Below are 18,070 nucleotides of genomic sequence, written 5' to 3' on the forward strand. Positions count from 1 at the left end.
TGCGCTCAAACAAATGAAAAGGCTTTGGAAAATAGCGATTGGCGGTGCCGCGTTTCTCGGCATCGCTGCACTCGGAACCGTGGTCGGGCTTGACTGGCTCGACCGCGCCTATCCTCCGCCTTTGCCGGAACGGCTGACCATTTCCACCGAAGTTATGGATCGCGACGGCGCTTTGCTGCGTGCCTATGCAACGCCGGACGGCTATTGGCGCTTGAATACGCGGATTGAGGATGTCGATCCGAAATTCGTGAAAATGCTGATCGCCTATGAGGACAAGCGTTTTTACGATCATGGCGGCATTGATGGCTGGGCGCTGTTGCGCGCCGCTTATCAGCTTGCAGGGAGCGGCCGTATTGTTTCCGGCGGCTCCACACTTTCCATGCAGCTTGCACGCCTTATCGAGCCGCGCGAAAGCCGCAGCTTCGGCTCCAAGTTCCGACAGCTGGCGCGTGCAATCCAGATCGAAAGGCGGTTAAGCAAGTCTGAAATTCTGGAGCGCTATCTGACGCTTGCGCCCTATGGCGGCAATCTGGAGGGGGTGCGGTCGGCATCACTTGCCTATTTTGGCAAGGAGCCGCTTCGCCTCACCACTTCGGAAGCAGCACTTCTTGTGGCTCTGCCGCAATTGCCTGAACGCCGCCGCCCGGATCGCGAGATGAAGAACGCGGTTGCCGCGCGGGATCGCGTTTTAAAACGCATGGTTTCATCTGATGTTTTCACAGGCGAAGAAGCCGAGCGCGCATCGCGTGAGCGCATATCCGCGACGCGTCATCCCTTGCCTTCATTGGCCGCTCACTTTGCCGATCTCGCTTTGAAACAGGCACCGACCGAGGCCCGGCATCAACTGACGCTTAAAAAGTCGGTGCAGGCTGGGCTTGAAGTTGTGGCGCGCGAAGCTGCTGCGAAGCTTGGGCCAAAAGTATCGGTCGCCATGGTGCTGGCCGACAGTCGCAACGGCAATATCTTAGGCGAAGTCGGTTCCGCTGATTATTTTGATGGCAAGCGGCAGGGCTGGATCGATATGACCCGCGCCGTGCGTTCGCCCGGCTCGACGCTCAAGCCCTTCATCTATGGGCTGGCTTTCGAGCAGGGGCTGATTGCGCAGGAAACCATCATCGAGGATCGCCCGCAGGATTTTGCAGGCTATCGTCCGCGCAATTTCGATATGAGCTATCAGGGCGATGTCAGCATCCGTCAGGCGCTGCAAATGTCGCTTAATGTGCCGACCATCAGCCTGCTGGATGCAATTGGTCCTGCACGGCTCACCACACGTATTCGTCAGGCGGCGGTCAATTTGCAATTGCCGAAAGGTGAAGCGCCGGGCCTTGCCATCGGACTTGGCGGCGCGGGCATCAGCCTGCGTGATCTGGTGCAGCTTTATACAGGCCTTGCCAATGGCGGTCGCGGTGCAGCCCTTCGTGACGGCACCGAAGGTACCGAGCCGGTGCAGCCATCGGCTCCTATTCTGAGCGAACAGGCATCGTGGCAGATTGGCGATATTCTGGCCGGTGTCGTGCCGCCGCAAGGCGCGAAACGTCTCGGCCTCGCTTACAAGACCGGCACGTCCTATGGCTATCGTGATGCTTGGTCGGTCGGTTATGACGGGCGTTATGTGCTGGGTGTCTGGGTCGGACGAGCCGATGGGGGCTCGGTGCCGGGCCTTTCCGGTTATGTTTCGGCAGCGCCCATTCTGTTTGAAGCCTTTGTGCGTTCGGGCGTTGCGTCAGTGCCGCTGCCGCGTGCGCCCGCTGGCGCATTTCGCACAGCACGCGCCGATCTTCCTGTGACGCAGATACGCTTTTCGTCTGCAAGCGATCCTCTGCCGGTTCTCAAAGCCACGATTGAGCCTGCACCGCGCATCGTGTTTCCGCCTGATGGCGCGCATGTCGAATTGAAAGCCCTGACCGATAATGCCTCGCCACTGGTGCTGAAATTACAGGGCGGACGCGCACCGTTTCGCTGGCTTGCCAATGGCAAGCCTATTGCTGAGATTGAGCGGCGGCGGACAACAAACTGGCAACCGGACGGAACCGGATATTCGACGTTGACCGTGGTCGACGCTGCCGGACGGGCCGCCAGCGTCAACATTTTCGTAGAATAACAGCTACTGGGCCGCTTCTGATAGAACAGCGCTTACAGCGGCCTTCTTCTCCAGCGACATGACTTTCAAATTGCCGGAAAACAGCATGCCGGTTATCGGAAGCACCGGCTCCGCAGGCAGTTCCTCGTGATGGGCACTATCTTTGGGAACATGCAGCTTATGTTCCACGCCCTCTTCGGCACCAGATAGAGTAAGCGCCACATTCCCGCGTGCTTCCAGCAATTTAGTGCCATAAAGAAACTCGAAACTCAGCATCGAAACCAGAAACTTGTAGGTTCCGTCGCGTACGCCGCCCTTCATCATTGCCGCGCGATGCACCTCCCCGCCCATCGCCACATCGAGCGGTGGAATGCGCGGATCACAGACATAGCCAAGCGCCAGCAGTTGTCCGTTATCAACTTCAAAGCGCATCCTGTCCGCACCAAGATCGAGCGCCGAAATCGAAAAACGGCGATTGCTGTATTGGACCGGCACGCGCCCCAGCCGCTTGCAAAGCTGCTCGCCGCTCAAAGCGCGTGCATTGGCGAAATGGTCCGGGTCGATAGCGAACGGCAGCGCTTTTGGACGATGTGGAACAGACAAGGCCGGTTCGAGAACATCTGCAATCAAGTTCGCAACGATGGTTGTCGAAACTGGACGCGCATAATGGCCCTGATCGAGATAGAAAGCCGGATTGCTTACGACATCGCGGCCGTATTGCTGCATCAGCATTCGCGAAACATCAACCGTGATCGTTCCATACCATTGCGAAATGTAGTTGATGCCTGCATCAATCGAGGGAACGGAATTCAGAAATGAGCCATTGCGTGCGCCGAACACAAGCGTTGCAATACGCAAGTTTGGGTTGCGTTCAAGCGCGTAACGAATGATCCCTTCGTAAAACCGTGCCCAATGACGGAATGGACGCCGTTCATCGCCATAAACGAAGGCATCATTGATCGCATATTCGATCAGCAACAGCTCACACTCTTCGAGCTGTTCGAACTGCTTGAGCTGATAAAGGCCAAGAGCACTCGTCGTGCCCCCAACCGCGAGATCAGCGACGATGTCGAGTTCCACGCCGCGTTTCGCCATCGTCGATAAAAGCGTCGGCAGATAACCGGGCAGCATGACGGTGTTTGAACCACCGATGATTACAGTCTTGAGTTTCATTTCGTCACCGTTGCAGCCTTACCGGCTGGCGTCAGCGAACCGCAACGCCACACACCGTAAGTGCTTGCATCCCAATCAAAATAATAAGCGGCTGCGATCTGGCCGCTGTCCATCATCCGGCGGAAGCGGTCGCGTGCTTTCTCGACCAGTTGTTCGCGATTATTGTCATTGGCCGGGCAAGCCTTGGACGTATTGGCAAAGCCCCACTCAGTGATCCAACAAGGCTTGCCATCCACCCCACCACAGAACGAAAGCGCATTGCTGATGTGCTTTGCACGCGCAGCCCGTGTGCCACTGCTGCCCGGATAAATGTGAATGCCGTAGCCGTCTGCAGCGCCATCCAAACCATATTTCTTGAGAAGATCGGTAAAGGCGGCGGGTTCGACAGTATCAATTCCACGCCGGTCGGCATCTATGAAGGGGATATCAGAAAGCCCCGCCGATACGACCTTTGCCTTGGCGCTGTGTTTTGTTTTCACCAGTTCAGCACGCACGATGCGCAAGAGTTCGACATATTTTTCAGCACCTTTTTCGACCAGAGGAAGCTCTTCCATCTCGTCCAAAGAGCGTGCGGTCTTCATCTTTTCCTTGGGCAGGATGGCAAGATCGCCATTGTAAGCGCCCCAGTTGATCTCGTTTCCGGGTTCAACCGCAACCAGCGGCACACCCAGCGCATCAATCTTTTGCAAAGCGTCACCCATAGCCTGCTGAAAGTGCTCGGGAGATATGTCGGAAAGCCGATACATGTCCCAGATACGCCCGCGCCCGGAACGGGGCTTCGTTCCTTCAGGATAGAAGTCTGCATTGTTGAGCGATATTTCGAGCAGAATGGCCAGACCCTTCTCATGGGCAAGGCGCACAGCATCGATGCTTTGATCGAGCGGTCGTGTGAGTGACAGCCGAACCGCCACCACACCGTTCTCTACCATCTGCTCGAAGATGTTCTCGCGCTCTACCGGCTTGAGCCAGGCCATGTTGACCCTGTTGACGCCAAAGCGCGTATCGGCAAAAGCACTCTCAGATTGGGTTGCTAACAACATACCGCCTAAAAGCGCCACCGCTGCCACCACCCCAATCCCGATGCTCTTGCGCGTTTCCATCATCGGATACCGATATCCTTCAGCGCGCCGTTGAAATTGGCTTCACATTCCGAATAACGATTGATGGCCGCTGGCACATCGATCCTGGAAAGGAAATCGCGCAGATAGGCTTTCTTCTGCGGCTCACGGTTCCAGACGCTCGCATCGATATGCGGGAAGCCGACAAAACCGAGCATTTCGCGCATGCGATCATCGACAGCGATCATCAGTCCCGGGACACCCGACTGCATTCCGATGATCGTGCCATGGAAACGGCGGCTCAGGCCGAAATCCTGACTAGAAATCCAGCTGCGCCATTTGTGCGTATCGAAGAACACCAGCAATTCGTTCTTGCGCTGCCATTTTTCCATGTGCTTGTAATCGACCGGCGCCGTGATGCGGCTTGCGGCCTGATCATAGGCTTCGGAATGATCTTCACCCGTCATGTTCATGTTGTAGACGATGACCTCGTCCTGAATGACGTAGCTTGCAACGCTGTCCTTTTCGAGCAGCGCATGAGCATCAACAATCGTATCCGCCACACTGCCGAGATAGCCACCGAAGGAAATTTTCTGCGCGTCTGCAAGGCTAGGATCGGCAAGGCGGCTCAGCGAGAGCTTCATCTGATCCGGTGCATAATAGAGCGATGGGCAGCCCGTCGGACGGACATATTTCATGCCCGCATCTTTCAGGAATTCTTCGGTGAAATGCCCGCGCGTCAGGAAGAAACTTTCCTTGCGGCGCAGAATTTCGAGGAAACGGCGCGTACCTTCTGGCAACTCCGCTTTCAGATTTTCCTTCTTCTGAATACCGATACCCATGACTACAATCGGCATGTTCAGCTTTTCAAAGACGAATGATTCCGTCGTTGCCGCATAGCCGGGCCGCAGAAGATTGGCTGAGGCAAACAGGCAAAGATCAAAGCTTTCGTTGAGCTTCGCATAGGTATCGGGTGAATTGAGGCTGTTGGCCAGATGCCAGAACGGGACATAGGTGACATCATGGCCGCGCACTGCATTGGCTGCACCCTCACCGATGAGATAATTGCCCGTATTGGCAATCTTCTTGACCTGATCGATCACATCCTTCTTCGTGCGGATGGGTTCGAAATAGGGGCGATGCTTGACACTCGCCCCTGAAACGCTTTCGACGGTCCGCATCAAATAGGACGGGATGCCGGTGATCATTATGCGCATGGTGATCCATCTTCGCTGGAGTTAAGGCATGTCTCCCAAAAGTGGGAACCGGTTTTGGGACAAAGACATGCGAACAATAAAATCTGAATCCTGCTTCAGACCGGGTTGGACTGGGAGTTATCCAATGCCGATTTCTGAAAGCACGCTTCGGAAATTGCGTTCTCGCGCCGAGTAGTTTTCGATGACTTCGGGGATATTCATCGCGGCGATGTGGTCGCTCACGAAAGCCCGCCGGTCATTGGCCGCGTTGAGGTCTCGGGCATCGATTTTCGGCAGACCGGAGAAGTTCAGCATCTCTCGCATACGATCATCTACGGCGACCATCAGGCTCGGCACACCAGCCTGCATTGAAATAACATTGCCATGGAAGCGGCGACCGAAGGAGAAATCCATGGTCGAGCACCAGGCGCGCCATTGATTTGTATCGAGAAAGGCGTGAACGCTGATCTTCTTCTTGAGATCGTCCGAGCCCTTGTAGGTCAGCGGACCGACAAGTTCGCCAGTTGTGGAGTCGTAGGCGCGGCCATTGGCATCGGATTCAAGCTGCATGTCGAAGTGCAGCAACTCATCCTGAACAACATAGGCAGAACGGCCGTCATCCGAACTCAGCGCGTTCATATCGCCAATGGTTTCAAGTTCCGCACCCATATAGCCGGTGAAAACGGTACGGCCCTCCCCCACTTTCACATCGGGCAGACGGCTGATCGCCTTGCGCATATTATCGGGACGGAAATAGAGCGACGGACAGCCAACCGGACGGACATAGGAAAAGCCTTGATCGCGGAGATATCCGGCAGCATTTTCACCGCGCGTGAGGAAATAATGCTCGCGGGATTTGAGCACCTCCAAAAGCTTCTTCGTGCCCGCTGGCAGACCGTCTTCGCCTTCAATGTCAGGACGGTTCTGGATGCCGATGCCGAGCATAACCACCGGCATGTCGAGCTTGGACAGAACGAGGGCTTCCGCATCCGCAGACAGGCCCTTGCGCAGAAGGTTTGCGCAAGTGAAGACGCAGATATCGAATTCCTTGTTGACCTCTTCGAGACCCGTTCCATTGTTCACGCAATTATAGAGATGCCAGAACGGAATGTGCTTGGCGCTCGGCAGAAGCGCCGTCATCGCACCTTCGCCGATCAGATAATTGCCAGTATTGCTGATATTCTTCAGTTCCTGGATGAAATTATCCCTGGATTCGGAATCCCGCTGTTTTTCCGAATAATGGACCTGCGCTTTATCCGCACGTTGGATAAGGCGCGTCAGATGGCTAGGAATGCCCGTAACGAGGATTCTTGGATTGGTTGGGCGGCTCATAGGTCGACCTTTCTGGTATAATCAGGCAACTGCACGGCCGGGAAGAGCGGCGATCGTGCTGGCAGCATCTGCAACATCCGGCTGGGAAGACCGGGATTTCGGATAAGCGGGGCGTATTTCATTCGCCCAATCGGTAAATTCGGAGAAAGCCGAACTCCATGTGCGGTGAGCAGCGGAGGCGAGCGCACCTTCAGCGGTTCGCATCAGGGCTTCGCGATCCTGCGCAAGAATGGTCAGAATGCGCGTCATGTCGGAGACGATCTGCGCATCGTTGCCATTGCGGATGAGAATGCCATCGCGGCCATGATTGATGAGCTCATCGACAGCACCAACGGCTGTGGCAACCGGCACGCAGCCAAGTTGCTGCGCTTCGGCAATCATCAGCGGCGCACCTTCCCAGCGCGATGGCATCAAGAGAACATCGGCCCATGCAAGATGGTTCGCAATGTCCTTGCCGTCAAAGACTGGTGGCGAGACTTTCACACCCGCATCCTTCAGGCGCGTCATCCAAGAGGCACTTGGATCGTCGGAGAGGATTTCGCCGCCAATTGCCTGCGCTTCGAAGGGAATACCCTGCTCTTTCAGCTTGACGATTGCATCATGCAGCCTGTCGATACCCTTCTGGCGATCGAGACGCCCCATATAGAGCATTCGCATCGGTTCGCCCTTGCGGCCTTGCTTGCGCGCTGCGGTGACCTGCGTACGCAGTTTTGTATCGATTGAAAAACTGGCTCCGTTTGGCACGGAGAACACTTTTTCATACGGCACGCCAAAGCTGTGCAGATAGATTTTCAATTGATCCGAACAGGTCAGGAATGCATCATAGGCATGTTCGAAGGCAATCGCGGCATAGGGCTGCCCCGCCTGGCGGCGGAAGACCGTTTCATCCACTACATGCAGATAGCAGGCGGTGCGCGTGCCTTCAGAGCGAAGTTTCCCCATCAAAGGATGCGCCGCCATGACGTGATTGTTCACGACAAGGTCGAATCCTGAAAGCTGGCCACGCAGGATGCTCCAATCAAGCGGATGATCGTCGGTGATAAAATCCTGCCCCAAGAAGCGATTTGTGTCTCCCCAGGCGGGAATGCCGTCCTTCCAGAAATGCAGGTAGTCGAAGGACTGGTCGAACTCGTCCAGCACGTCCATCCGCTCATTGCCGAGCACGAAGAGGTGGGTTTCAAATCCTTGGTTTTTCAACTCACGCCCGGCGGCATAAGCAACCTTCTCCGCCCCGCCGAACGAGGCATTCGGCACCAGAACGGCAGCCGTTTTCTTCCTTGCTGCATTATGCGCAAGCGGCAGCACTGGCCCGCCACCAAGTTCATTGCGCAGCACCAGATACATTTCAGAAAGTGCGGGCAGGCGACGCGGACGCCATGTCCAGCGCATGGCCGCACTTTGCTTGAGCGGGCTCGTCGCAATCGACGTCACCAGATTGAGCATCGATTGTTCAGGCCGCGACAAGGCCCGGCGCTGACGCACACGCGGGAACGGGAAACGCACTTTCATCCGCGCCGATGTGGGCCATAATTGCTGCGTGCCCAATGATGCAAACCAATCCAGCGCATCGTTTTCGATGATGTCCTTGATCAGTTTCGTCGAGACGAAAATCAGATCAGCGTGCGGCTGGCGCGTGCCGGAAGGCATGATCTCTGTATCGATGCGCCGCTCGTCTTCAACATTGGTGAGTTCCACAAAGACGATATTGGCCTGTTCAGAAAGCTTTTCGAGCCGTGACAGGATATTCGGTAGCAGTCGTGAACGCGCCAGAAGTTTCAGCGTCTCAGTATTGGACGAGGCAAGAAACGGCGGGAAGTGAAAATTGTCCGGCTCAGACACACTGCCCCAGAAGGCGCGAATGGCATCATCGAATTTAAGGTCTGATGTGCCAAGGCTGAGGTCGGTGAAAAGGCTGACGGTCCCCTCGCCTGCGCGGATCACGCCATAGCGCGGACATTCTTCATGCTCGAAACCCACAAGCGTCGGGCGACGGAACAGTGCCTTGTGCCGCTTGCGCAGGAAACTGATTGAGCCGGAGCGGTCACGATTAGCTTCCTTGAAACGGCTCTCCGCGCGCAGGCGATACTCGAAACCAGTATCGTGACAAGGCGCGCCCACGAAACCCGCCTCAATCGCCGACAGCCAAAACTCCCAGTCCTCGAAACCATTCTGACGATCATCATCAAAACGGACACCGCTGCGGAAAACCTCCGCGGAAATCATCGATCCGGTATCGCAGATATTATCAGTGATGCAGTGAATCAGGCGCGAATAGCTGTCGCCATAATGAGCGCGCCAGTTGACCGAAAAGGTATCGATATTTGTGTAGACCCAGCCCGCATTCGACGCCAAAAGCTTGCGATAGAGCGTATCGATGGTGTGGGGCTGTACCCGGTTGTCGGCATCAACGAAATAAACCGCCTTCACATCGGGCATCTCTTCGAGAATATAGTCGACAGCACGATTGCGCGCGCCGCCGGGGCCTGCATTTTCGCCGAAGATGATGTGAATGTTTGGATGAGCCGCCGCATAAAGCGTCAGGCTATCAAACACTTCGCGGCGCGGATCACCATCGACCGACACCACTATTTGCGTGCGGAAAACCGTTTCTGACGCGAGAACGGTTTCCAGCGCTTCGAGAGCCAGCGCCGCATGACCATAAAGCGGCATGGCGACAACGATCAAATCTTTCGACCTATCGTACATTCGCGGCCTCTTTGGTTATTTCCTGACTGGCGCGCGCCTCAATGTGCTTAACCAGCCGGAAGTTGAATACTTTGAGCCAGGAAAAATCCACGGAACCTCCAGCGGCTTTGCTCAGGACGACGAGATCCATCGTGCGGTCGATCGGCTCCTCAAGCATGAAGTTGATGTCGATCGGACGATTGGGTGCAACTTCCGACCAGCCGCTGAACAACCCCTGCTGGCGGCGGCGGTCGAGGCTGGAAATCGCATCGATTTCTTCCTTCACATCCGACGCCAGATTGACCAGCAGCAGTCCCACTGCGCAGGGCTGGCCTTCGGGATGATCGATCAAAGCCCGCGCTGAAACTCGAACTGTGCCCGGCGCGACCACACGACGGATTGCAGCTGCGGTGACCCCTTCCTCAAGCGGATGGCAGCCGATGGCATCTTCATGTTCCAGAAACCGCACAGTCGGAAAGTCGGGCGTAATAGGTGTGACGGACACGTTGGCCACGTTACGCAGCAATTCAACGGGCAGACGGTAATCATCAACCTTGCGGCCATTGATCAGCGCAGTCGGTACAATGGCATTCGGCAGCGATGCCGGACGGACACCCGGCAGGCCGGTGAAGATCCGCAATGCCAGAGGGCGCATATCAAGATCAGCATGTGGAATACGCGCACGCGCCGCATAACGCTCATTGGCGATCACATTCCCCAACGACAATTCTGGTGGAACCCCGCCCGAAGCTGAGATGCGCAGACGCAATGTCCGATGGCTGCCATCGCACGCCTTCGGAAGCGAGAAGAAGTTCCACTCCGAATGCAGCGCACCGTAAGGCACCAGCCACTCAGCAATCCCTTCGCCGTTTTCAAGATAGTCCAGCGTAACGATCAGTTGGCCATTGCGACTGACTGGCAGATCACGGAAATGCAGGGCAAAACCGGAAACGGCATAGCTCGAAACCGGGAAAAGCTGTTCGATCTCCGATTCTCTCAGCAGACGCGCAAAGCCTTCATCCTTGGGGTCGACCAGAGGGGCATGGCTGAAGATTTCCGTTGAGGAATCCCAGTTGCGAGCGTGAAACGCGTCTTCAATCGCCCGGTAATTCTCAAACATTGTCTCACGCTCGCGACGCAGCATGGCGAGCTCGGTGTGAACCTTGCTGACGTGGCCGACAAGGCGATCCAAACTGCTCTCAAGCAGTTGGGTGACCAGCATGGGAACGGTTTCCGCCGTCGCATCGTCGATTCGCACAACGGGAAGTTCCGGAATGGTGCTCAGACGATAAACCTGTTGCAGAACCGTCTTCAGTTCGTCCTCGCCCTCTTGCGAAGCAGCAATCGCGATGAGCGGAAATGTATTCGCCAGCCGAAGACGTTTTCCATCCCCTTCAACAAAAGTGGTCAGCCCGCCCAGAGACGTCGCTTCCAGCGCTTCACGATCACGCATAGAAGCAATGGCATATCGGCGGGATTTCCGCGCCGAGATCGCAGGAAGTGGTGTGCTCAACATAATCATCCATTGTGTGATGGCCGACTTGGGAGTCTCGGCCTGCACTTGCAATGAGAAAATACAGTCAATGTATTGTCAACAGCCTTATAGCATCAACTGTATGATAATATTGCGAATATTTGGAACAAGTTTAATTCAAAATTTGAAGCAATGTGCGTATATATTGCGCCTACGTCGTAAACACGCAGAAATACGGCATTTTATATTTCATTATCACTGTTTGCACGCCCGATTGTCGCCACATACTGATTATCTCCCGTTCAATACTGCATCGATCAAGGTTTTTTGCTGCTGTAAACAATCCGACAGCCTGAACCGGTTTTCGACTGTCCGGCGTGCGGCTGCACGCATCTGGAGGCATGCATCGGGGTCGCGAAGGACATTCATGATCACTTCCGCCAACACATCCGAGTCAAAAAATGGCACAAGTAGCCCGTTTTGACCTGAGCGGATCACTTCCCGAACGGGCGGCGTGTCCGAACCGATGATAAGCGCGCCGCAGGCCATCGCTTCCACCATCGACCAGGACAGGACGAACGGATATGTCAGATAAATATGTGCGGTGGATATCTGGTAGAGCTTACGGAGTTGGGCGTGCGGAATTGTACCAGGAAATACGATGCGATCCGGCGGCAGATCCAGATTCTTGACCAGATGCTCGCGCCACGATCCGCCACCGGGCGGCGGCGTGCCATAGCTGACGCCATCACCGCCAACAAAAACGAAGATCGCATCTTCGTTCTGCCGAACGACCTTGGCTGCAGCTTCAAGCGCTTGCGGAAATCCACGATAGGGTTCGAGATCGCGTGCGACGAATGTAATCACGCGCGATTCTCCTGCCTTCAGCGTGCGTCCATCGGGTAGCTGAATCGTGGCGTGACGGTCTGGATAGAAAAGTTTTGTATCTACCCCTTCGTGCACCACGGCGATGCGATTCTGCACAGAACGCGGGTAGAGGCTTTTCTGCCAGTGTGTCGGGCTAAACCCGCCATCGATTCCTTCAAGGGTAACGAGCTGCGCCATGTTGCGCAAACGCAGACGCTTGCGGGTTTCGATATCTGGTCGGTCGCCGGGCGCAAATCCTACATCCGCACCATTGGCACGGTAGAAAAATTCGCAATAACCAAGAGCTGGTGCTGAGGGCAGCACGTCCTTGACGAACATCATGCTGCCCCAACCAATATGACCGATGACAATATCGGGCGCCTGGCCTTGATGAGCCATGGTTTCCAGGGTTTCGGCCACACGGTACCCGATCCTCGTATGATGATCGGGTACTTCGAGATATCTGGCCATCGCACCGCCGGTGCGAGGACCAGATTCCACTCTGTGGCGGATGACGCGGACCGCTGGGAGGCGACGGTCCACTGTCTCGCAGATCAGGCTTACATCATGACCGCTGGTAGCCAAATTTTCGGCTAAAGCAGCGAACTGGCCAAAACCGCGCCTGTGCACAAATGCTATACGCATGTTACGAAACGTGCTCGGCTAACGACCGAAAAACGTCGCAACACATCAAATGCCAAATCGTGCGGCGTTACCCCACACGAGTTCCAGTCTGTGCAGAGTCTGATAGGCGATCTCGAGATTTCTGAGATCGTCATCATCGCGAGTGAGGATATGGTTGTAGGCCCGGCTCGCATTCCGCAAGCTTGCACACAGCCGCTCACCCTTATCCGTCAGGCGGATACGGGCAGACCTTTTGTCCCTCTGCGAGGCGACGCGGTCGACATACCCACCATCGGTAAGCTGTTTAAGATAATAGGAAATGTTGGAACCGACGTAATGTCCGCGATCCAGTAATTCACCCACAGTGAGCTCGACATCGCCGATAGCCATCAGAACCAGGGTCTGGGCCGGACCGATATCTTCCACACCTAACTTCGTCAGCTCGGTTTTCAGCAAGCTCACAAAGCGGCGGTTCACTCGTTCTATCATCCGGGCCAGTTCGAAATGCGTGATAACAACTGTATGGACCGGATGTCTGCGTTCCTGTTTTTCGGCGGTAACTTCAGGAAAATCAACGGCAGTAAAGCCATCGACTGATGTTTCGACTTCCACTCCCTCGTGCAGAAGTTTTTGCATCTTTTGCTCTCCATTTTCAGTTTTACTTCAAATTTTGAAGAAATTTGCAGTTATATTTTCTTTTCTCCTTTCGCATTTCCCCGCCGTAAGAACCTTTTTTCTGTCACATTCTCTGCAGTATTACTTTACTGACATTGAGAACTAGCACACAGTTTTTAGGGATATCCGCCACCTGTGACCATTCCAAGGCAGATAGCGTATGAATGATACTCGCGAATTCAAATCGATTGGCAAGAGCCCAGCACACAAAAAGGGGCAGGACGATTCGGTAACTACGCCCAAAGGCCTGATTTTCAAGGCCCGCCGCGTTTTCCTGTCAGGACTACTTTATGCAGTGCTGCTGAGCGCCTGTATCAATTTGCTACAACTCACTGTACCTCTCTATATGTTGCAGGTTCATGATAGAGTGCTGAACAGCCGAAGCATGGATACACTCACCATGCTGACCGTGCTCGCCATCGGTGCGATGCTGGTGTTCGGCGTGCTAGAATATATCCGCTCGCTTTCCTTCCAGGCCATGGGCAGCGCGCTCGTGCGCCGCCTGAACCTCGCGGTTCTGACGGCTGCGGTACAGGCCTCTGTGAATCAAGGCATGCCGAAAGCAACGCAGACGTTGCGCGATCTCAACGAATTGCGCAGTTTCCTTACATCTCCCGCCATTAATGCCCCGCTCGATGCGGCATGGTCGCCGATTTTCCTCGGGGTTCTGTTCCTGCTTCACCCAATGTTGGGCGTGATCGGTCTCGTCGCCGTCATCATTCTGGTCGCGTGTGGCCTACTCACCGACCTCCTGACTCGAAATCTTATTCAGGAGGCGAATCAAGCCAACATCGAAGCGGTTTCCAAAATCGGCAGCAGCTTGCGCCACGCTGAAGTCATCGAAGCCATGGGCATGCTTCCGGCGCTCGCCCGTCGTTGGCGAACGATGCAGGTTCATGCCCTGGAGGTGCTTGACCTTGGTGGAACCCGTGCCCGCGCCCTCTCCTCAATTGCCCGCACGGCTCGCTTCATCATCCAGATTGGATCCCTCGGTATCGGCACGCTACTCGCCATGCAGCAGGAAATCACCCCTGGCGCCATGATAGCGACCAGCATCATAATCGGGCGTTTGCTGATGCCGTTCGACCGAATCGTCGAAAACTGGCGCCAGTGGGTCAGTGCAATTGCCAGCTGGAAACGCGTTCAGTCATTGCTTTCGGAGAATCTGGCCGTTCGCCAAACCATGCCAACACCGAGGCCCAACGGCGATCTTGTGATTGACAAGCTTATCTATGCCGCTCCTGGCATCGACGTTCCGATCATCAAGGGCATCTCCTTCTCGATTTCGCCTGGTGAAGTACTGGGCGTCGTCGGCCCTTCGGCTGCCGGCAAATCAACGCTGGCCCGACTGTTGATCGGCATCGTCAAACCCACGTCAGGCGGCGTTTTCCTCGACGGCAATAACGTTTATCTCTGGGAGCGCGGTTCTTTCGGTGAGATTGCCGGCTATCTGCCACAATCGGTCTCGCTGCTTGACGGAACCATCAAGGACAACATTGCCCGCATGGGTGACAGCGACCCGCACCGTGTGCTCGAAGCCGCGCGCCTTGCCGATGTGCACGAAATGATCGGGCGCATGCCGCTCGGCTATGACACGCCGGTTGGTGACGGTCGCCTGACACTGTCAGGTGGCCAGCGCCAGAGAATCGGGCTTGCCCGCTGCCTTTACAATCGCCCCCGCCTGATCGTTCTCGACGAACCGAATTCAAATCTCGACGCCGTCGGCGAGCGTGCACTGATCCGAGCCGTCGAACATGCCCGCGACGATGGTGCGATTGTAATTATGATCGCACATCGGCCATCTATCATGCAGGTCGCCGACAAGCTGCTGGTGCTCGAAAACGGTCGCATCTCGCAGTTCGGCCCGCGCACCGATGTTGTCGCCTCATTGACACCCGCCAATAACGGCCCGCAAATGGGAGCAGCAAACGCATGATGGGTAAATCTGTTATTCCTCGTCGTGTTTCCAGCCTGCTCGCGCCACGAGCAGAATCATCGGATCACAAAACCCTCACCCGTTTTGGCAGCGTCAAACCTGAATGGGCACTCGATCTCGAACGAGAGGACTCAAGGTCACCGCTACGCGGCCTCATCATAGCAGGCCTTGCCACGATCGGCGTCGCGTTCGGCGGGTTCTTCGCTTGGGCTTATTCCGCCAATCTGGGAAGCGCGGCGGTCGCAATGGGCACTGTGATCGTTGATTCCAAACGCAAGACGATCAGCCACCTCGAAGGCGGCATTCTTGATCGCCTGCTCGTGCAGGAAGGCGACATAGTCAAGGTTGGCCAGCCCCTGCTCCGGCTTGACGACACCAAGGCACGCTCTGATCTCCAATCTCTGGAAAGCAGGCGCATAGGTCTGATCGCAAAACTGGCCCGCCTGCGCGCCGAACAATCGGGCGAGAAGGAGATCAGTTTTCCTGAAGGTTTCGCCGATGGCGGTGAGAACGCCCAGAATGCCATTCGTGCCGAGAACATTTTTTTCCAAAAACGACTTGCACAAAAACTGAGCAAGATCGACATCCAGCAGAAGACCATCGAGCAATATACGGAACAGGCTAAGGCCTCCACATCGCAGATAGCTGCCACCGATCGGCAAATCGAACTTATCAGCGATCAGCGAAAGGCGATTGCCAGCCTCGTTGAAAAAGGCTTTGCGCAGAAATCGAAACTCACGGAAATCGATACACGTCTTAGCCAGCTTGCGGGTGATCGCGGCGAATATGGCGGTGACAAGGCTAAAGCCGAACAGGCTAAAGCCGGTGCAGAGTTCGCCCTGACGGGGATCGAAAGCGATCTCCAGTCGGAAATCGCAGGCGAAATCACCTCCAGCCAGGTCGAACTTTCCGATGTGCAGGAACGTATCGTTGCCGCCAAGGACGTGATGCGTCGCGTGGAAGTACGCTCGCCGCAGGATGGTATTGTTGCGAACATCCGGTTGCGCACGCCGGGCGGCGTCATCGCGCCGGGCGAAGCGATCATGGATATCGTTCCTGAAAACGAACCTTTGGTCGTTGAAATGAAAATCAGCCCGCGTGATATCGACAGTATCTCAGTTGGCGCAGGCGCACAGATCCGATTAACTGCCTACAATCAGCGTTCAATGGCACCGCTAGACGGCAAACTGACCTATATTGCCGCCGATCAGTCGCTCGACGAAAAGACAGATACCGCATTCTTCGTCGCGCGAGCCGAAATAACTCCAGCGTCACTTGCAGCAAACCCAACTGCGCGGCTTTACCCTGGCATGCCTGCCGAAATAATTATCGTCCACAAGGAACGTCGCGCTATCGATTACTTGGTTTCACCTATCACAGATAGTTTGAACCGGGCATTCCGCGAAGATTAGCGCTAGGAATATTCCTAAGTACAAATCGATCCTGGGTTGAAATTCCAAAAGACAGAAACACCGCACATGAAATTTCATGTGCGGTGTCATCTTATTGAAATAATTTTCAATTTCTGCCTTGCTAACTATAAAGTTCAAATTTCGAATTAATTTCGATAAAATTACAACGTAAATATAAATTATAATGATAGCAAATATATTTCATAATTTTGTTTACATAAATGAAATATAAATTAATGGTAATAATTTGTTACTTAACGTTGCCGCAATTATACCAATTACCAATGTTGCAATTCCAATTAATGCAGAGCAGACTACTAAGAGCATAATGGTCGGAGCATTCCGGCTTGTGGAAACCCCATACAGGAACACAAGGAGAAGCAGATGGCCACTTTAGAAGGCGGCGCCTACGACGACGTGTTGTTCGGCTCCCGCTTTGACGATTTCATCCGTGCCCATGGCGGTGATGATCTCGTCTTCGGAGGTGATGGCAATGACACCATCTTCGGCGACAACGGGAACGACACCCTTTTCGGCGGAAATGGTGATGACTTACTTTTCGGCGGAAATGGCAATGACATTCTGTTCGGTGATGCAGGAAACGACGTCCTAAGCGGCGGCAACGGGAATGATGTGCTATTTGGCGGTGCTGGAGACGATGTTCTTCAGGGCGGCAATGGCGCAGACCTTCTCTTTGGCGGCGACGGAAACGATATCCTGCAGGGTGGCAACGGCAACGACATCCTCGATGGCGGTGCCGGTGACGATATCCTTATCGGCGGAAATGGCAGCGATACATTCTTGTTCAATGGTGGCGGCGGAAACGACGTCATTCTCGACTTCAATCCCGGCGAAGATATTCTGCAGATTCAGAAGGGCATCAATGGTCTTGATATCTCTTCCGCAGACGATCTGGCCGACCGTGTCACGCAGGTTGGTGGCAATGTCGTTGTCGATCTCGGCAATGGCGATACCGTTACCCTCGTAAACACCAATGCAGACGATGTACAGGATCATCCCGACCAGTACTTCACTGTTCACTAATTGAACAATTGAGAGCGTGCCCGGCAATCCTCCCGCCGGGCACGTTTCGTCTTTACCGGGCACGCATTTCCTTAGCTTTGCGTGCCCGGGCACTCCGGCAAGCTGAATCCCTGCAAGCCGATATTCCTGCAAGAATGAAAGGGCCTCACATTGAACCTCGACCATTCGGCGGACACTGAAAGCAAAACCGAGAACCTCTCCATTTGCCGTCTCTGCGCCGATGTCGCTGTGGTTATCTGGGATATCCCAGGCCCGGCTCGGACAACCACCAAATGCAAATTTGAAATGCCGGTTCAGCCGGTCCCGCTGTTGAGCGTCGGTATTCCGCTCGAAAATGGCGGTCTACGCATGTTCTGGGCACTGCGCACCGGCAGTGAACCAGTCGAACTTTCGCTCTCTGCGGGCCCCCTTGGCCCCACTGCTCAGGCGATCATCTATCCGGCCAACGAACTTGCTCCCTTCGACGTCGAATATGTCGTTAGCGAACTCACTTTGCCCGGACATATCAAGCTTC

At 55.0% G+C, this 18,070-nt stretch carries 12 protein-coding genes; 4 read left to right on the forward strand and 8 right to left on the reverse strand.

What is annotated here, in order from left to right; genetic code table 11:
• The first annotated feature begins 13 nt into the window (after window positions 1–13).
• Complete coding sequence (gene pbpC, locus AAE521_RS10720) at window positions 14–2,101, forward strand: penicillin-binding protein 1C (protein ID WP_342061305.1); 2,088 nt, start codon at window positions 14–16, stop codon at window positions 2,099–2,101.
• A 3-nt stretch (window positions 2,102–2,104) separates the two neighbouring features.
• Here pbpC and AAE521_RS10725 read toward each other — a convergent pair whose 3' ends face one another.
• From AAE521_RS10725 to AAE521_RS10760, 8 genes are all read right to left on the reverse strand, one after another.
• Window positions 2,105–3,253, reverse strand: coding sequence for a hypothetical protein (locus tag AAE521_RS10725; RefSeq protein ID WP_071630832.1), 1,149 nt, complete (start codon window positions 3,251–3,253; stop codon window positions 2,105–2,107).
• Window positions 3,250–4,356: a glycoside hydrolase gene (locus AAE521_RS10730; protein WP_342061306.1), complete on the reverse strand. Its 1,107-nt coding sequence runs from the start codon at window positions 4,354–4,356 to the stop codon at window positions 3,250–3,252. The genes AAE521_RS10725 and AAE521_RS10730 overlap by 4 nt, the downstream gene beginning before the upstream one ends.
• Entirely contained in the window at window positions 4,353–5,528 is a 1,176-nt protein-coding gene (locus AAE521_RS10735; protein WP_071630834.1) for a polysaccharide pyruvyl transferase family protein, read from the reverse strand. The genes AAE521_RS10730 and AAE521_RS10735 overlap by 4 nt, the downstream gene beginning before the upstream one ends.
• Window positions 5,529–5,645: 117 nt before the next feature.
• On the reverse strand, window positions 5,646–6,839 hold the full coding sequence (locus AAE521_RS10740; protein WP_071630835.1) for a polysaccharide pyruvyl transferase family protein: 1,194 nt from the start codon (window positions 6,837–6,839) through the stop codon (window positions 5,646–5,648).
• A gap of 21 nt (window positions 6,840–6,860) precedes the next feature.
• Window positions 6,861–9,545 carry a glycosyltransferase gene (locus AAE521_RS10745; protein WP_342061307.1) on the reverse strand — a complete coding sequence of 895 codons (2,685 nt, stop codon included), beginning with the start codon at window positions 9,543–9,545 and terminating at the stop codon, window positions 6,861–6,863.
• Complete coding sequence (locus AAE521_RS10750; RefSeq protein WP_342061308.1) at window positions 9,535–11,040, reverse strand: DUF6212 domain-containing protein; 1,506 nt, start codon at window positions 11,038–11,040, stop codon at window positions 9,535–9,537. The genes AAE521_RS10745 and AAE521_RS10750 overlap by 11 nt, the downstream gene beginning before the upstream one ends.
• 249 nt (window positions 11,041–11,289) lie before the next feature.
• Window positions 11,290–12,510, reverse strand: coding sequence for a glycosyltransferase family 4 protein (locus tag AAE521_RS10755; protein WP_071630838.1), 1,221 nt, complete (start codon window positions 12,508–12,510; stop codon window positions 11,290–11,292).
• 45 nt (window positions 12,511–12,555) lie between these two features.
• Window positions 12,556–13,125: a MarR family winged helix-turn-helix transcriptional regulator gene (locus AAE521_RS10760; RefSeq protein WP_010658636.1), complete on the reverse strand. Its 570-nt coding sequence runs from the start codon at window positions 13,123–13,125 to the stop codon at window positions 12,556–12,558.
• A 199-nt stretch (window positions 13,126–13,324) separates the two neighbouring features.
• On the opposite strand from AAE521_RS10760, the gene AAE521_RS10765 reads away from it, so the two are divergent.
• The 3 genes from AAE521_RS10765 to AAE521_RS10775 all read left to right on the forward strand — a co-directional run bounded on the left by AAE521_RS10765 (window position 13,325) and on the right by AAE521_RS10775 (window position 17,556).
• On the forward strand, window positions 13,325–15,100 hold the full coding sequence (locus tag AAE521_RS10765) for a type I secretion system permease/ATPase (protein WP_342061309.1): 1,776 nt from the start codon (window positions 13,325–13,327) through the stop codon (window positions 15,098–15,100).
• Complete coding sequence (locus AAE521_RS10770) at window positions 15,097–16,512, forward strand: HlyD family type I secretion periplasmic adaptor subunit (RefSeq protein WP_071630840.1); 1,416 nt, start codon at window positions 15,097–15,099, stop codon at window positions 16,510–16,512. The genes AAE521_RS10765 and AAE521_RS10770 overlap by 4 nt, the downstream gene beginning before the upstream one ends.
• Window positions 16,513–16,896: 384 nt before the next feature.
• Entirely contained in the window at window positions 16,897–17,556 is a 660-nt protein-coding gene (locus AAE521_RS10775; protein ID WP_071630841.1) for a calcium-binding protein, read from the forward strand.
• Window positions 17,557–18,070 lie beyond the last annotated feature (514 nt).

Source organism: Brucella cytisi (assembly GCF_038433355.1).
Lineage (GTDB): Bacteria > Pseudomonadota > Alphaproteobacteria > Rhizobiales > Rhizobiaceae > Brucella > Brucella cytisi.

What these genes read in the sequence shown, in the direction of transcription:
- pbpC (WP_342061305.1), top strand. Translation starts at nt 14, where the DNA reads ATGAAAAGGCTTTGGAAAATAGCGATTGGCGGTGCCGCGTTTCTCGGC.
- AAE521_RS10725 (WP_071630832.1), bottom strand. Translation starts at nt 3,253, where the DNA reads ATGAAACTCAAGACTGTAATCATCGGTGGTTCAAACACCGTCATGCTG.
- AAE521_RS10730 (WP_342061306.1), bottom strand. Translation starts at nt 4,356, where the DNA reads ATGATGGAAACGCGCAAGAGCATCGGGATTGGGGTGGTGGCAGCGGTG.
- AAE521_RS10735 (WP_071630834.1), bottom strand. Translation starts at nt 5,528, where the DNA reads ATGCGCATAATGATCACCGGCATCCCGTCCTATTTGATGCGGACCGTC.
- AAE521_RS10740 (WP_071630835.1), bottom strand. Translation starts at nt 6,839, where the DNA reads ATGAGCCGCCCAACCAATCCAAGAATCCTCGTTACGGGCATTCCTAGC.
- AAE521_RS10745 (WP_342061307.1), bottom strand. Translation starts at nt 9,545, where the DNA reads ATGTACGATAGGTCGAAAGATTTGATCGTTGTCGCCATGCCGCTTTAT.
- AAE521_RS10750 (WP_342061308.1), bottom strand. Translation starts at nt 11,040, where the DNA reads ATGTTGAGCACACCACTTCCTGCGATCTCGGCGCGGAAATCCCGCCGA.
- AAE521_RS10755 (WP_071630838.1), bottom strand. Translation starts at nt 12,510, where the DNA reads ATGCGTATAGCATTTGTGCACAGGCGCGGTTTTGGCCAGTTCGCTGCT.
- AAE521_RS10760 (WP_010658636.1), bottom strand. Translation starts at nt 13,125, where the DNA reads ATGCAAAAACTTCTGCACGAGGGAGTGGAAGTCGAAACATCAGTCGAT.
- AAE521_RS10765 (WP_342061309.1), top strand. Translation starts at nt 13,325, where the DNA reads ATGAATGATACTCGCGAATTCAAATCGATTGGCAAGAGCCCAGCACAC.
- AAE521_RS10770 (WP_071630840.1), top strand. Translation starts at nt 15,097, where the DNA reads ATGATGGGTAAATCTGTTATTCCTCGTCGTGTTTCCAGCCTGCTCGCG.
- AAE521_RS10775 (WP_071630841.1), top strand. Translation starts at nt 16,897, where the DNA reads ATGGCCACTTTAGAAGGCGGCGCCTACGACGACGTGTTGTTCGGCTCC.